At 56.2% G+C, this 14,549-nt stretch carries 14 protein-coding genes; 8 read left to right on the forward strand and 6 right to left on the reverse strand.

Annotated features, from left to right (window positions below; translation table 11 throughout):
- Window positions 1-17 precede the first annotated feature (17 nt).
- Entirely contained in the window at window positions 18-1,202 is a 1,185-nt protein-coding gene (locus K3169_RS08960; RefSeq protein WP_122396390.1) for a patatin-like phospholipase family protein, read from the forward strand.
- A gap of 890 nt (window positions 1,203-2,092) precedes the next feature.
- Here the strand turns inward: K3169_RS08960 and K3169_RS08965 are convergent.
- The 3 genes from K3169_RS08965 to K3169_RS08975 form a co-directional block, all read right to left on the reverse strand.
- Window positions 2,093-2,947: a pirin family protein gene (locus tag K3169_RS08965; RefSeq protein WP_231675702.1), complete on the reverse strand. Its 855-nt coding sequence runs from the start codon at window positions 2,945-2,947 to the stop codon at window positions 2,093-2,095.
- A 269-nt stretch (window positions 2,948-3,216) separates the two neighbouring features.
- A complete protein-coding gene (locus tag K3169_RS08970) occupies window positions 3,217-4,029 on the reverse strand; it encodes a VacJ family lipoprotein (RefSeq protein WP_027898474.1) in 813 nt (270 codons plus the stop codon).
- Window positions 4,022-5,320, reverse strand: a complete 1,299-nt coding sequence (locus tag K3169_RS08975; RefSeq protein ID WP_027898475.1) for a serine/threonine protein kinase — start codon at window positions 5,318-5,320, stop codon at window positions 4,022-4,024. Before K3169_RS08975 ends, K3169_RS08970 begins: the two co-directional genes overlap by 8 nt.
- Window positions 5,321-6,502: 1,182 nt before the next feature.
- Here K3169_RS08975 and K3169_RS08980 point away from each other — a divergent pair.
- From K3169_RS08980 to K3169_RS08990, 3 genes are all read left to right on the forward strand, one after another.
- Window positions 6,503-7,351: a glycine betaine ABC transporter substrate-binding protein gene (locus tag K3169_RS08980; protein ID WP_231675703.1), complete on the forward strand. Its 849-nt coding sequence runs from the start codon at window positions 6,503-6,505 to the stop codon at window positions 7,349-7,351.
- Between the two features lie 466 nt (window positions 7,352-7,817).
- Window positions 7,818-8,129: a DUF485 domain-containing protein gene (locus K3169_RS08985; protein WP_002552552.1), complete on the forward strand. Its 312-nt coding sequence runs from the start codon at window positions 7,818-7,820 to the stop codon at window positions 8,127-8,129.
- On the forward strand, window positions 8,126-9,784 hold the full coding sequence (locus K3169_RS08990) for a cation acetate symporter (RefSeq protein WP_027899412.1): 1,659 nt from the start codon (window positions 8,126-8,128) through the stop codon (window positions 9,782-9,784). The genes K3169_RS08985 and K3169_RS08990 overlap by 4 nt, the downstream gene beginning before the upstream one ends.
- A gap of 396 nt (window positions 9,785-10,180) precedes the next feature.
- Here the strand turns inward: K3169_RS08990 and K3169_RS08995 are convergent, their stop codons facing one another.
- On the reverse strand, window positions 10,181-10,339 hold the full coding sequence (locus tag K3169_RS08995) for a DUF3309 family protein (RefSeq protein WP_080238018.1): 159 nt from the start codon (window positions 10,337-10,339) through the stop codon (window positions 10,181-10,183).
- Between the two features lie 232 nt (window positions 10,340-10,571).
- Here K3169_RS08995 and K3169_RS09000 point away from each other — a divergent pair, with 232 nt between their 5' ends.
- The 4 genes from K3169_RS09000 (at window position 10,572) to csrA (ending at window position 12,812) form a co-directional block, all read left to right on the forward strand.
- Complete coding sequence (locus K3169_RS09000) at window positions 10,572-10,943, forward strand: DUF2784 domain-containing protein (RefSeq protein ID WP_231675704.1); 372 nt, start codon at window positions 10,572-10,574, stop codon at window positions 10,941-10,943.
- A 117-nt stretch (window positions 10,944-11,060) separates the two neighbouring features.
- Window positions 11,061-11,876, forward strand: a complete 816-nt coding sequence (locus K3169_RS09005; RefSeq protein ID WP_231675705.1) for an SDR family oxidoreductase — start codon at window positions 11,061-11,063, stop codon at window positions 11,874-11,876.
- Window positions 11,877-12,114: 238 nt separating this feature from the next.
- Complete coding sequence (locus K3169_RS09010) at window positions 12,115-12,447, forward strand: YnfA family protein (protein ID WP_027899416.1); 333 nt, start codon at window positions 12,115-12,117, stop codon at window positions 12,445-12,447.
- A 149-nt stretch (window positions 12,448-12,596) separates the two neighbouring features.
- The gene (gene csrA / locus K3169_RS09015; RefSeq protein WP_027899417.1) at window positions 12,597-12,812 is read left to right on the forward strand and encodes a carbon storage regulator CsrA; all 216 of its coding nucleotides are present in this window, start codon (window positions 12,597-12,599) and stop codon (window positions 12,810-12,812) included.
- Here the strand turns inward: csrA and K3169_RS09020 are convergent, their stop codons facing one another.
- Together K3169_RS09020 and K3169_RS09025 are read right to left on the reverse strand one after the other, a co-directional pair.
- Complete coding sequence (locus K3169_RS09020) at window positions 12,813-13,040, reverse strand: YheU family protein (protein WP_027899418.1); 228 nt, start codon at window positions 13,038-13,040, stop codon at window positions 12,813-12,815.
- A 219-nt stretch (window positions 13,041-13,259) separates the two neighbouring features.
- Complete coding sequence (locus tag K3169_RS09025) at window positions 13,260-14,462, reverse strand: osmoprotectant NAGGN system M42 family peptidase (protein WP_027899419.1); 1,203 nt, start codon at window positions 14,460-14,462, stop codon at window positions 13,260-13,262.
- Window positions 14,463-14,549: the final 87 nt, after the last annotated feature.

Here is a 14,549-nt window from a genome sequence, read left to right on the forward strand (position 1 = left end):
AACTGAGGCGCAGCTAAATGCTCGAACCCGTCATCGCAATGGATGCAGTGAATGATGTAGAACCCGTTACCGGGTTGATTCTGTCTGGTGGTGGGGCGAGGGCGGCTTATCAGGTTGGGGTGTTGGCGGGGATTGCCGATTTGCTGCCTCCCGGCGCGCCCAATCCGTTCCCCGTTATCGTCGGTACCTCGGCAGGGGCGATCAATGCAGTAAAGCTGGCCAGCGGCGCATTGCACTTCCGTACGGCAGTGCATCAGTTGACCGAGTTCTGGCAAGGCTTTCGAAGCCATCAGGTGCTGCGTAGCGACTGGCCGGGCGTGATGAGTCAGGCAGGGCGATTCTTCGGTAACAGCCTTCTGGGAATTGGCTCGCGAGTGCCAGTAGCCCTGCTCAACAGCTCGCCGCTGCGAGACCTGCTCACTGAGCGGCTTGACCTGTCAGGCATTGATGCGGCAATTGCAGCCAAACACCTGCGGGCGGTAGCAGTGACTGCGTTTGGTTATGAGTCTGGCCATGCCATGACGTTCTATCAGGGCAAGGGCACCATCGATCCGTGGCTGCGCCATCGTCGACTCGGAGTGCCGACGCAACTGACCATCGATCATTTGCTTGCCAGCTCGGCGATCCCGCTGCTGTTCGCGCCGGTCAAAATCGATCAGGAATACTTTGGCGACGGCGCGGTGCGACAGTCCGCACCGATCAGCCCAGCCCTGCATCTGGGCGCCAATCGAGTTCTGGTAGTCGGTGTCAGCGGCAATCCGCGGGGTGCCGATGCCAACAGGCAGGTGCAGCGGGTCACGAATGGCAAGCAGCCGACCCTGGCGCAGATCAGCGGACACATGCTCAACAGTACATTCATCGACAATCTCGAAAGCGACATCGAAGTGCTGGAGCGCATGAATCTGGTCAGTGACATGCTGCCCTGCGAGCATCGTGTGCGCGAGAAAGGTCTCGCTCCGGTGGAGGTCCTGATCATTGCTCCGAGCCAGCCCATCGACCAGATCGCTGCCCGTCACCGCCATGAACTCCCTAGAGCGTTGCGCACGTTTTTGCGTGGGCCGGGCGCGACCAAAACCAGCGGTGCCAGTGTGCTCAGCTATCTGCTGTTTGAGGCGGGTTATTGCCGGGAATTGATTGAACTGGGGCGCTATGACGCCATGGCGCAGGGCGAACAGTTGAAGCGCTTTTTGCGGATTGAGTGAGCCGTGGGACCGGCTTTAGCCGGTAAGGCTGACTATCTGGCGACACAGATGCGGCGGCCGTACTGGCCTCTTTTAGACATGGTGCAGTATTTGGGATGGCATAAATCCTGTAGGAGCGAGGCTTGCCCGCGATAAGAGCACCGCAGATATCAGGTCTATCGCGTCCAGCCTTATCGCGGGCAAGCCTCGCTCCCACAGTTGATCCCATACCTCCCGAAGGAGTGGGGTTGCCCCCGATGGTTTCAGAGTTTGGCCGCCATGACGCTATCGTTCAGGGCGAACAGTTAAAGCGCTTTTTGCGGATTGAGTGAGTCGTGGGACCGGCTTTAGCCGGTAGGGCTGACTATCTGGCGACACAGATGCGGCGGCTGCGCTGGCCTCTTTTAGAAATGGTGCAGTGTTTGGGATGGCATAAATCCTGTGGGAGCGAGGCTTGCCCGCGATAAGAGCACCGCGGATATCAGGTCTATCGCGTACAGCCTTATCGCGGGCAAGCCTCGCTCCCACAGTTGATCCCATACCTCCCGAAGGAGTGGGGTTGCCCCCGATGGTTTCAGAGTTTGGCCGCCATGACGCTATCGTTCAGGGCGAACAGTTAAAGCGCTTTTTGCGGATTGAGTGAGTCGTGGGACCGGCTTTAGCCGGTAGGGCTGACTATCTGGCGACACAGATGCGGCGGCTGCGCTGGCCTCTTTTAGAAATGGTGCAGTGTTTGGGATGGCATAAATCCTGTGGGAGCGAGGCTTGCCCGCGATAAGAGCACCGCGGATATCAGGTCTATCGCGTACAGCCTTATCGCGGGCAAGCCTCGCTCCGACAATTGATCGCATACCCGTTGCACAAGTGGGTTTGCCACGGAGAGTGTCGTTTTTCGACAGCCCAAAACAGCATCAAGCCGTCAAGCGATCATCCCGAAAATCGCGCAATGCCTGCTCTATCTCTTCCCGGGTGTTCATCACAAACGGTCCGTATTGCACGATCGGCTCACGCAGCGGTTTGCCTGCGATCAACAACACTCGGGCACCGTTTGCGGTGTTCAGTTGCAATTCGCCTTCCTCGGACAAACGCACCATTCGGCTGGTACTGACTGTCTGCGGCTGGCCTGCAACTTCCAGGCTGCCTTCGTAGACGTACAGCAGCACCCGGTGCCCATCAGGAACACGCGGACTGATGCTGCTGCCCGCGGGCATGTGGAAGTCGAAATACTGCGGCTCGGTGTCTGGACGCTGCACAGCACCGGCCTGCTGGATCTCGCCGTCATCGAACTGCCCGGCGATCACCACCACCTCAACACCATTGCTGGTGGTCAGGCGCGGAATGTTCTCCGGCTGAATATCCTGATAACTCGCGTCGCTCAGCTTTGTCTTGCCCGGCAGGTTCAGCCACAGCTGGAAGCCACGCATGGCGCCTTCTTCCTGCTCCGGCATTTCGCTGTGGATAACGCCTCGTGCTGCGGTCATCCACTGCACACCGCCGCCCTGTAGCAAGCCGACGTTGCCCATGTGATCTTCATGGCGCATACGGCCTTCAAGCATGTAGGTGACTGTCTCGAAACCCCGATGCGGGTGCGGTGGGAAGCCTGCGATGTAGTCGTCAGGCTTGTCGGAACCGAACTCGTCCAGCATCAGAAACGGATCGAACTGCTCAACACCCTGTCCTCCGAAGACGCGGGTCAGCTTTACACCGGCACCGTCTGACGCGGGTTGACCGGCTTGAATGGACAATACTTTACGGAATTGGCTCATGGGGTTCTCCTCATCAATAGCGACCATGCTATGCCTGTTTGATCGATTGATGGGTGAGGATTTTGCGGGTGATTGATCGGGTTTGTAGATGGAAGTGATGACCGTGGGAGCGAATTTATTCGCGAAGACTATTTTTCAGCCGCTATAACAGTGGTGGATGTACCTGCCTATTCGCGAATAAATTCGCTCCCACAGGTTTACCTCCAATCGCTCATAAAAAAACGGCCAGCCCGATTACTCTGGCTGGCCGTTTCTTTATCGCCGTTGTATTACTCGGCGATCTGCAGCTTGCGGGCTTCGGTGTAGACGTAACGCACTTTCTCGTATTCGAACGGTGAGTTCATCTGGCCGTAGCGGAAGCTGGTGCTGTAGCGGCGATCAATGGCGCGAAGCAGGAGGAGCTCCGGGTGATCGCTGCTGACCTGAGCCACGTTGAGGAAGTTGATCTGCGATTCGGCCGTGAAGTCGAACAGCAGGCCGCCGGTGTCACGCAGGTTGGAGGGGCCAAGCAGCGGCAGCACCAGGTAGGGGCCGGCTGGTACGCCGTAGAAACCCAGGGTCTGACCGAAGTCCTCGCTCTGGCGTGGCAGCCCCATCATGGTGGCCGGGTCCCAGAGGCCGACAACTCCGATGGTGGTGTTAACCAGCAGGCGGCCGGTCGTTTCCAGCGAGCGCTGGCCTTTGAACTGGAACAGGCTGTTCAGCAGATTGGGGATTTCACCCAGGTTGGAGAAAAAGTTACTGACGCCGGTACGCACGAAACCTGGGGTAACGTAGCGGTAGCCATTGACCACCGGCAGGAATACCCATTCGTCAAAACGGTAGTTGAAGTGGTAGACGCGACGGTTCCACGACTCCAACGGGTCATAGACTTCCAGCGCCGTCAAAGTGGCGCGTTCGAATTCCCGTTGATCCAGGCCAGGGTTGAACTGCAATGACTTGAGTGGCTGGGTAAAGCCGTCGGCATCGTCCTGACGAAGCACAGTGGCCGGATGTTCAGCAATGTTGCTGTTGACGGCGTCGGCAGCCTGGACGGTTCCTGCGCAGAGCAGGGCAGCGAGGAGTAAAAGACGTTTAGCCACGGAAGAACTCCAGCATGGCGTCGCTGTTGACGCGGTAATTGATGTTGCCGCAATGGCCGCCGTAAGGGTAAACGGTCAGGCGATCGCCGAAGGTCTTGCGCAGGAAGCCCAGGTCGCCAGAGCCGAGGATCACGTCGTCAGCGTTGTGCATGACGGCGATCTTCGAGCTGCTGTGCAGGTAATCCTTCAGTGCATACAGGCTGACCTGATCCACCAGTTGCAGCAGGCTGCCACCGTCGGTGCGGGCGCGCCACATCGGGATGACTTGCTCAGTCAGGTAGCAATCGAAGTCGCATTGCAGCGCGCGACGCAGGAACGGCGACAGGCTGGTGCCTTCGGTGATCGGAAACTTCGGCGGCGTGATCAGACCGCGACGGTTGATCAGGTCGGACGTAAAGGCGATATCAGCCGACGAGAAGCGGAACGAGGTGCCGATCAGCATCGCCATCTGTTCATTGGTCAGGTGCTGCTTGGACTGCTGGAAGTCGTACAGCAGAGCGTCGTTGAGATCGATGTAACCTTTCTGACGGAAGTAACGGGTCAGTTTGGCCAGTACCAGCTCGTAGAAAGTGGTGCTGTTATCGATGCCCTTGACGTTGGTCTGCACCAGTTTGTCGAGGTTGGAGATCGAGGTGTAGAGGTTGACCGGCGGATTGAGCAGCAGGACTTTCTTGAAGTTGAAGCTGCGGCGGGTCTCATCCAGACGGCTGACGAACGCGGCATTCAGCGCGCCGAGGCTGTAGCCCGTCAGATAGAAGTCGGTGATTTTCAGCTCGGTTTGTTGTGCTCGCACCGCCTGCATTACGCGGTACAAGTCTTCGGCGTCTTCGGTAGAAATGCCCGGTGTCGCGAAACGTGAGGCAGCGCTCATGAAGTCGTAGCTGGTTGGCGACGACAGCTGTACGACGTGATAACCCGCGCCGTAGTAAAGCTTCTTCAGGAATTCGTTGATGGTGCTGTTATACGGTGCGCCAGTACCTGCGATCAGGAAGATCAGCGGCGCAGCATGATCCTGCTTCGCCAGGCGGTAACGTAGTTTTTTCACTGCCCAGAAATTGTCTGGCAGCGTGAACTCGCGCTCCGGACGCAGATTCAGGGTGTAGTCGTCCTGGTCGATGTCATCGTCGGCGGGCAACTCTGGACGCATGTCAGGAGGCGTGGTGGCAATGGTCGCTTCAAAAGGGTTCTTTAAAGGAAAGCCATACGTGGCGGGGTCGACATCGACCGCCATAGCGGACGCACTCAAACAGAGGCCGCCAACAATGGCAGCGAAGCGCAGGAAACGGAGCATGACTAGATCCCTTGGGAAAGAAGTGCTGATGAGATACGCGGGCTATGACCATCGGTGTAGTGCCAAAGTGCCCTACTCGCAAGCGAACCTTTGTAAATAGATCGAGACAATACACGTTCTCTGGCGTCAAGAGAGCAGTGGTGTGGTTTTTTATAGCGGGAAGGGATGGAATCAAACCCTGTAGGAGCTCACCGAGGTTACAAATAGGGTTATTCAAACAGGGACAGGCCGCGCGCGACAAACCCCAGACAGCATAAAGGGGAGCCGAGGCTCCCCTTTAAATGGTTTTACGTGCTCTTTTTTTATTGTTTTAGGGTGGCCTGTTGTTGTTTTTGGTGACCGATCCCTTTAATGCGTTCTTGTTCGATCCCCATCCGGGATCAAGAGCAAACGTATTTTTTTGAGCGCTGACTCACTCCGACCTTGCGATCCAACCAGTTCGGGAGCTACCTGAGGGTAGTTTTATTGTTCTCTGCCCGGTTGCGAGAGCCCTAAGGCGCCTCAGTGAAGCTGATCCACTCCAAAAAAATCTGTTAGCTGCGTCTCTGTGCCTTTGTTCTTGTTATGTCAGAGCCGATACGTCTTGTTCTTATTAGGTATGCCGCATTTTTATTCTTGTTATGCCAGAGATATAGCAGAAGCTGTGCCAACTTTTTTAAATCTTTTAAAATCAATGAGTTATGTTTTTGGTGGGTGGAGAGAGGTGCTAGGGAGGGGGCGATATGTTCCCGTGTTACACGCTGTTACAGCGGTTGCCGGACTGGCGGTAACACTCCTGTCATCAACGTGCGTTACCCGGTAGCGCTCGTTGTCACGTGGGGTGGGGTAAGCCGATGCGGTATACCGGCCCTGACCAATTGCTGGTTCTTCGAAAGCGGCAGTACAGGTGAATGCTATTCGACATGCAATTTCCGGACGGAGGCGACCGCTTTTTACGACAAGGTTGTCGCTGATGGCACGCCGATGTCGTTTCTCCGTGTCTTGATGTCGCTGACAGAGCATGTCGGATTGCCTTGGGGGTTGATGATCAACGGGCGATACGATGCTGGCCATCATTCGCCGAGTCATTGAGGCGTGAAAAAGTGCGCGGTGCTCCAAGGCTGGGCGCGGACTGCGGTCTTTATAAAAACGTTAACGATGCCTGACCCTCTTGTCGGGCGCGAGACTACCGGGGAAGTAACGATGAAGATGCGAAAAATCCTGGGCGTGAGTGCCGCTCTGGCGCTTGCTGTCAGTTCCACGCTGGCACATGCCAAAGAAGTGAGTATCGGTTACGTAGACGGTTGGTCCGACAGCGTTGCGACCACCAACGTCGCTGCTGTAGTGATCAAACAGAAGCTGGGTTATGACGTGAAGCTGCAAGCGGTCGCGGCCGGGATCATGTGGCAGGGCGTTGCGACTGGCAAGCTGGACATGATGCTGTCAGCCTGGCTGCCGGTCACTCATGGCGAGTATCTGGCGAAGAACAAAGACAACGTCGTGAACTATGGCGCCAACTTCAAGGACGCCAAGATCGGCCTGATCGTGCCTGAGTACGTGAAAGCCAACAGCATTGAAGATCTCAAGACCGATGCTTCCTTCAAGAAGAAGATTGTCGGTATTGATGCAGGCTCGGGCGTCATGATCAAAACCGATCAGGCAATCAAGGATTACGGGCTGGACGGCTACAAGCTCCAGGCCAGTTCCGGCGCCGGGATGATTGCCGAGCTGACGCGTGCTGAAAACAAGAAGGAATCCATCGCAGTGACCGGCTGGGTGCCGCACTGGATGTTTGCCAAGTGGAAGCTCAAATTCCTCGAAGACCCGAAGGGCGTCTACGGTGCTGCTGAAACCGTTGATAGCGTCGGCAGCAAAGAGCTGGCGACCAAGGCACCGGAAGTCGTCGAGTTTCTGAAGAAGTTCCAGTGGAAGTCCAAGGATGAAATCGGTGAGGTCATGCTGGCCATCCAGGATGGCGCCAAGCCTGAAGCAGCGGCTGAAGCCTGGGTTGCCAAGAACCCTGAGCGCGTGAAGGAGTGGACGGGTAAATAAACGGCCACGTCTGACGCAGCACCCCGAGCCGCCCGGTTAACGACCGGGCGGTTTTTTATTGGCAGGTTTTTGTGTCTGGTGAAGATGCTGGGGTGCATGATCTGGGCTGTATCCGGGCTATAAACAACACATTGTGTATGCCTTATAACTGCGTCTCATGTATCGCGGGCAAGCCTCGCTCCCACCTGGACCGCGCTAATCCTCAGGACCGACTTTAGCCGGGAAGGCGATACTTCAGGCGACCCATTTTCGGTGATTGTCCTGGCCTCTTTACGGCTAACAGCCGGCCCCACGATATTGCGCCAATATTCGAGATTGCATCACACCCGCTCGCTTCGACAGATTTAATGCACAACCCCCAATCTACGACTAATGTCGCTCTAATACTAAGGTCGTCTGGAGAGCTTGCCAGACCGGACTAAAGTGCAATACGTGACATCTCATCTGTGCTGCGAGGACAAAAACAATGAACGACAGCATTTACCTCTCGATTCAAAACAGCCCCCGTTTCAAGGAGCTGGTATCCAAAAGGGAGCGGTTCGCCTGGATTCTTTCAGCGATCATGCTCGGGCTTTATGCCGCTTTCATCCTTTTGATTGCTTACGGACCACATATTCTGGGCGCGAAACTTAGCCCGACATCGACCATTACCTGGGGAATGCCGATCGGGGTCGGCCTGATCTTGTCTGCTTTTGTGCTGACAGCCATCTATGTTCGCCGTGCCAACGGTGAATTCGATGACCTGAACAACGCCATCCTGAAGGAGGCACAGCAATGATCGGGCGTCTATCAGCAGCATTCGGCCTGGCCGCTTTTGCACCGTCCCTCTGGGCGGCAGATGCGTTGACCGGCGCTGTGCAGAAACAGCCACTGAACATCTCCGCGATCGTCATGTTCGTGGTGTTCGTCGCCTTCACCCTGTACATCACTTATTGGGCCTCGAAAAAGAACAAGACAGCATCGGACTACTATTCAGCGGGCGGCAAAATCACCGGCTTTCAGAACGGCCTGGCGATTGCGGGTGACTACATGTCGGCGGCGTCCTTTTTGGGGATTTCCGCGCTGGTGTACACCTCGGGTTATGACGGTCTGATCTACTCGATCGGCTTTCTCGTGGGCTGGCCGATCATTCTGTTCCTGATCGCCGAGCGCCTGCGTAACCTGGGTAAATACACCTTTGCTGACGTGGCGTCCTATCGCCTCAAGCAGAAAGAGATTCGCACCCTGTCTGCCTGCGGTTCGCTGGTGGTGGTTGCGTTCTACCTGATCGCGCAGATGGTCGGTGCCGGTAAGTTGATCCAGTTGCTGTTCGGCCTGGACTACACCGTTGCGGTCATTCTGGTCGGTATCCTGATGTGCCTGTATGTGCTGTTCGGCGGCATGCTGGCAACCACCTGGGTACAAATCATCAAAGCGGTAATGCTGCTCTCCGGTGCGTCGTTCATGGCGCTGATGGTGATGAAGCACGTCAACTTCGACTTCAACATGCTGTTCTCCGAGGCGGTCAAGGTTCACCCTAAAGGTGAAGCGATCATGAGCCCGGGCGGTCTGGTGAAAGATCCGATCTCGGCGTTCTCTCTGGGCCTGGCGCTGATGTTCGGTACCGCAGGTCTGCCGCACATCCTGATGCGCTTCTTCACCGTGAGTGATGCCAAGGAAGCCCGTAAGTCCGTGCTCTACGCCACTGGCTTCATCGGTTACTTCTACATCCTGACCTTCATCATCGGCTTCGGCGCGATCCTGCTGGTCAGCACCAACCCGGCGTTCAAAGATGCAGCAGGCGCTTTGTTGGGTGGTAACAACATGGCAGCGGTGCACCTTGCGGATGCGGTCGGTGGCAGTCTGTTCCTGGGCTTCATTTCGGCAGTAGCGTTTGCGACCATTCTGGCAGTGGTTGCCGGTCTGACCCTGGCGGGTGCTTCGGCGGTGTCTCACGACCTTTATGCCAGCGTGATCAAGGCTGGCAAGGCCAACGAGAAGGACGAAATCCGTGTCTCGAAGATGACTACTATTGCTCTGGCAGTCGTGGCAATCCTCTTGGGCATCGCGTTCGAAAGCCAGAACATCGCGTTCATGGTGGGCCTGGCGTTCTCCATCGCAGCCAGCTGTAACTTCCCGGTTCTGCTGCTTTCCATGTACTGGAAAAACCTGACCACCCGTGGCGCTATGATTGGTGGCTGGATGGGCTTGATCAGCGCCGTGGTGCTGATGGTTCTGGGTCCAACCATCTGGGTGCAGATCCTGCATCACGAGAAAGCCATCTTCCCTTACGAATACCCGGCGCTGTTCTCCATCGCCATCGCATTCGTGGGTATCTGGTTCTTCTCGATTACCGACAAGTCGAAAGCGGCAGAGGGCGAGCGCGCCTTGTTCTATCCGCAGTTCGTACGCTCGCAGACTGGCCTGGGTGCCAGCGGTGCGGTCTCGCACTAAACAGTAGTAAGTGCTCTACAAGAAGCAGCCTTCGGGCTGCTTTTTTATTGCCGCGAGAATTTTCACCTGAACACGAATTCTGTGCTCACAGGATAGCGGTGCAGCAAATACTGAACCTGTAGGAGCTGCCGAAGGCTGCGATGGCGGCATGTCAGGGTAAATGCTTCGCAGCCTTCGGCAGCTCCTACAGAAAACGCATTCCAGATCAGGTAGTTGAATTTTTTATAGAAGTCATCGGAGTTTACGGCGGTCGCGATGTTGGATTGTCAGACACTTTGCCATCAAGTGGTTAGATGAAAAGGGGATTTGATAGTTAAGCGCTGGAAGCTATTAGTTGTCAGGCCAATAAAAAGCCCCGCTATTTAGCGGGGCTGTTTTACTGCTGGCGTGGGAACGTTATATCCGTCCCAGCAACACCAGAATCAGCAGAATCACCAGAACGGTACCGATGATGCCCGATGGACCATAGCCCCAGCTGCGGGAGTGCGGGAATACTGGCAGACCGCCGATCAACAGCAGGATCAGGACGATGATAAGAATAGTGCCGATGCCCATGATGAATTCCTTCCTTAGTTCTTGGTAGATGGCTAGAACAGTTCAAGCTTCCGCCCAATGGCATAAAGTTTGTGCTGCTTGAATGATCCGACTGTAGGCGTCCAGAAAAAGTCCATCGGAAAGGTGAGAAAGTTTACATTTTGAAAAATGTTTATAGTTGCCTCAATTACGTTGAACTTTAAACCCCTACAACTGTTTTCATTTTCGTCTGCTGGCGCTGAGGATATTTTTCATGCTCTATCGTCTGGGAGCTGATGCTGTACTGGTCGTCCATCTGTTGTTCATCGTCTTCGTGCTGTTTGGCGGGGTGCTGGTTTTACGCTGGCGATGGGTGATGGTGTTGCATATACCCGCGATGCTCTGGGGAGCCGTGGTGGAGTTTTTTCACCTTTACTGCCCACTGACACCCCTGGAAAACGCGCTTCGGGTTCGCGCTGGTGGTGTGGGTTACGAGGCAGGCTTCATCGAACACTATCTGGTCGCGTTGATTTACCCCGCAGGCCTGACTCCGCAGATCCAGCTGTGGCTGGGTGCGATAGTGGTGGTGAGTAACCTTGCGGTGTATGGCTGGCTCGTCATTCGCTTATGGCGCAAGCCCGCGTAGGTCGTGGGTTTGCCCGTGTCATTCAGCGCCTTGATGGTGGGTCGAAGCGACGATTTCCGTGGTTACACTGAGTTCACGTTGAAAAAAACATGAGCCCCTAACCACAAGGCGTTTGCTATGCACAATCGCATCATGATCACCGGGGCAGGTTCCGGCCTGGGTCGCGAAATCGCTTTACGCTGGGCCCGGGAAAGCTGGCGTCTGGCACTGTCTGACGTCAACGATGCCGGTTTGCAGGAAACCCTCAGGCAGGTGCGCGAGGCCGGTGGCGATGGCTTCGTGCAGCGCTGCGATGTGCGTGACTACAGTCAACTGACCGCATTGGCCCAAACGTGCGAAGAGAAGTTTGGCGGTGTCGACATCATCGTCAACAACGCGGGTGTGGCGTCGGGTGGTTTTTTCAAAGAGCTGTCCCTTGAAGACTGGGACTGGCAGATCGCGATCAACCTTATGGGCGTCGTCAAAGGCTGTAAGGCTTTCCTGCCGATGCTGGAAGCGAGCAAGGGCAAGATCATCAATATCGCGTCCATGGCTGCCCTCATGCAGGGTCCCGCGATGAGCAATTACAACGTCGCCAAAGCCGGAGTGGTGGCCTTATCGGAAAGTCTGCTGGTGGAATTGCGTCAGCAGGAAGTCGGTGTCCACGTGGTGTGTCCGTCGTTTTTCCAGACCAATCTGCTGGATTCTTTCCGTGGACCGACGCCAGCCATGAAAGCTCAAGTTGGCAAGTTGCTGGAAAGCTCGCCGATCACGGCAGCGGAGATCGCTGACTATATCTACGAGCACGTCGCGCAAGGCGAATTCATGATCCTGCCCCACGAGCAGGGGCGTATGGCCTGGCAGCTGAAACAGAAGAGCCCACAGGCGCTGTACGACGAGATGGCGAGCATGTGCGAGAAAATGCGGGCGAAGGCGCGGCAGGCCAGGGAGTAAACTACCAGCTATGAATTTGATCTATGTGGGAGCCGGGCTTGCCCGCGATAAGGCTGGACGCAATTCAGGATAGATCGAGGTGCTTTTATCGCGGGCAAGGCCAGCTCCCACATGACCGCGTCCCGGTTCAACCGGCGTGGTGTTCATAAGTGCTCTCTTTGGACTGCATGCCTTTCGTTACAGCCCCGGTTTTCTGATACGGTTGCCGCCATCATTTCAACTGTTGATGAGATTCTCCGTGCTCAATTACCTGTGGTTTTTTCTGGCGGCTTTGTTTGAGATCGCGGGTTGCTATGCGTTCTGGATGTGGCTGCGGCAGGGCAAGAGCGCGCTTTGGGTGATCCCGGCATTGATCAGTCTGACTTTGTTTGCTGTGTTGCTGACCCGGGTCGAGGCGGCATATGCCGGTCGGGCCTATGCGGCTTATGGCGGGATCTACGTTGTCGCTTCCATCGCCTGGCTGGGGCTCATCGAGCGGGTCAGACCATTGTCATCGGACTGGCTGGGCGCGGCACTTTGTGTGATTGGCGCGAGCATCATTCTGTTCGGTCCGCGCTGGTCAGCGCAGTAACTTTCCTACGTAGTTCGCAGTTATGTAAGACATTTCCTTCGACCAATTCCGGCGGAGACGAAGGACGTTACTGAATTTTACCTGACCAATTGATGACCGTAGACGGGCCATGCACTCTGCCCTCTGGTAAACAATAAGAGAGCAGGGACATGCTGGTAATAATGCGCGACGCAGGAGAAGTGTTTTCTATCGGTGATGACATCACCATCCATATTCTGGCCATTCACGGCAATCAGATACGACTTGGGGTCGAAGCGCCCAGGCACGTCAAAGTGCACCGGGCAGAGGTTTACAAACGTATAGCTCAAAGGCTTTCACAGCAGGCTGCAAAAGCCACCCGGGCGGTTCCGGACGCTAAGTCCTGATCAGTCAAAAAACTCTTTGGGCACGTCATGCTTGAGCATGAGCTGGCACTGTTGGCTTTCCAGATCGAAAAAAATCACCGCCTGGCCTTTGCTCAATGCATGCCGGACGCGCAGTACGCGAGTTTCCAGCGGCGTTTCGTCACCATTGTCGGTGCCGTCACGGGTGACGAAATCCTCTATCAGGCGGGTGAGGGTATCGGCTTCGAGTTGGTCGTAAGGAATCAGCATGGGCGTTCTCGCATCAATTCCCGGCGATGATAGTGCCGATGTGTGGAAAAAGCAGGTGGAATAATCGCGGCTTATCCCCGCCAGTAAATTTGAAACGCGATGCCCTTGTGGGAGCGTGGCTTGCCCGCGATAAGTCTAGCGCGATAGGCAGGTGTACCGCGTTATCGTTTATCGCGAGCAAGCTCGGCTCCTACAGGACATATTTCAAGCCGAAGATTACTACTCCACCTCTTCCTTATGCTGCCCAAGCAGGCTGTCGACACTCGGCACGCGGGTATCGGTTTCCATCTGTGTGTCGTGTTCGATCTGATGGCTGAAGCGCTCCAGCGAAGATTGCGCGGGCTGTGCGTCGCTGGCGAAAACCGGCGGGCTGAGCATGTAAGCGCCCAGCAGACGGCTCAGTGCCGCGAGGCTGTCGATATGAGTGCGCTCGTAACCATGAGTGGCATCACAGCCGAAAGCGAGCAGGGCGGTACGAATGTCGTGGCCTGCGGTAACCGCCGAATGGGCATCGCTGAAGTAGTACCGGAACATGTCTCGACGTACCGGGAGTTCATTCTCACTGCCCAGACGCAGCAGATGGCGGGACAGGTGATAGTCGTAAGGGCCACCGGAATCCTGCATTGCGACACTCACGGCGTGTTCGCTGGAATGTTGACCGGGAGCAACCGGAGCGATATCGATGCCGACGAACTCACTGACATCCCAAGGCAGTACACCTGCAGCACCGGTGCCGGTTTCCTCGGTGATGGTGAACAGTGGGTGGCAATCGATCTGCGGCTCGGCGCCGCTGTCGACGATGGCCTTGAGTGCCGCCAGTAGCGCGGCGACCCCGGCTTTATCATCCAGATGTCGAGCGCTGATATGGCCGCTTTCAGTGAACTCGGGCAGCGGGTCAAAGGCGACGAAGTCACCGATGCCAACGCCCAGGGATTCACAATCGGCCTTGGTGGTGCTGTAGGCGTCGAGGCGCAGCTCGACGTGATCCCAACTGATGGGCATTTCATCAACTGCAGTGTTGAACGCATGACCGGACGCCATCAACGGCAGCACGCTGCCGCGAATCACGCCGTGATCAGTGAACACGCTGACGCGGCTGCCTTCGGCGAAGCGGCTCGACCAACAGCCAATCGGCGCCAGTGACAGGCGACCGTTTTCTTTCACCTCTCGCACGGCGGCGCCAATGGTGTCCAGATGCGCAGAGACTGCACGGTCAGGGCTGTTCTGTTTGCCCTTCAGCGTGGCGCGAATCGTGCCGCGACGGGTCAGTTCGAACGGTATGCCCAACTCTTCAAGACGCTCGGCGACATAGCGCACGATGGTGTCGGTGAAGCCTGTCGGGCTTGGGATCGCGAGCATTTCCAACAGGACTTTCTGCAGGTAGTTCAGATCCGGTTCGGGGATATTTTTTGCAGTGGTCATTTGAGCTCCTTCGGAGCAGCTGCAAGTTATTAGCCGCAAGCTACAAGCTGGACCGGGTCCGCTTTTGGCTTGCAGCTTGAGGCTTGA

This window comes from Pseudomonas phytophila, assembly GCF_025643095.1.
GTDB lineage: Bacteria > Pseudomonadota > Gammaproteobacteria > Pseudomonadales > Pseudomonadaceae > Aquipseudomonas > Aquipseudomonas quasicaspiana.

Bases quoted from the DNA above. Each gene is read 5' to 3' on its own strand.
- K3169_RS08960 (WP_122396390.1), top strand. From the start codon at position 18: ATGCTCGAACCCGTCATCGCAATGGATGCAGTGAATGATGTAGAACCC.
- K3169_RS08965 (WP_231675702.1), bottom strand. From the start codon at position 2,947: ATGAGCCAATTCCGTAAAGTATTGTCCATTCAAGCCGGTCAACCCGCG.
- K3169_RS08975 (WP_027898475.1), bottom strand. From the start codon at position 5,320: ATGCTCCGTTTCCTGCGCTTCGCTGCCATTGTTGGCGGCCTCTGTTTG.
- K3169_RS08980 (WP_231675703.1), top strand. From the start codon at position 6,503: ATGAAGATGCGAAAAATCCTGGGCGTGAGTGCCGCTCTGGCGCTTGCT.
- K3169_RS08985 (WP_002552552.1), top strand. From the start codon at position 7,818: ATGAACGACAGCATTTACCTCTCGATTCAAAACAGCCCCCGTTTCAAG.
- K3169_RS08990 (WP_027899412.1), top strand. From the start codon at position 8,126: ATGATCGGGCGTCTATCAGCAGCATTCGGCCTGGCCGCTTTTGCACCG.
- K3169_RS08995 (WP_080238018.1), bottom strand. From the start codon at position 10,339: ATGGGCATCGGCACTATTCTTATCATCGTCCTGATCCTGCTGTTGATC.
- K3169_RS09000 (WP_231675704.1), top strand. From the start codon at position 10,572: ATGCTCTATCGTCTGGGAGCTGATGCTGTACTGGTCGTCCATCTGTTG.
- K3169_RS09005 (WP_231675705.1), top strand. From the start codon at position 11,061: ATGCACAATCGCATCATGATCACCGGGGCAGGTTCCGGCCTGGGTCGC.
- csrA (WP_027899417.1), top strand. From the start codon at position 12,597: ATGCTGGTAATAATGCGCGACGCAGGAGAAGTGTTTTCTATCGGTGAT.
- K3169_RS09020 (WP_027899418.1), bottom strand. From the start codon at position 13,040: ATGCTGATTCCTTACGACCAACTCGAAGCCGATACCCTCACCCGCCTG.
- K3169_RS09025 (WP_027899419.1), bottom strand. From the start codon at position 14,462: ATGACCACTGCAAAAAATATCCCCGAACCGGATCTGAACTACCTGCAG.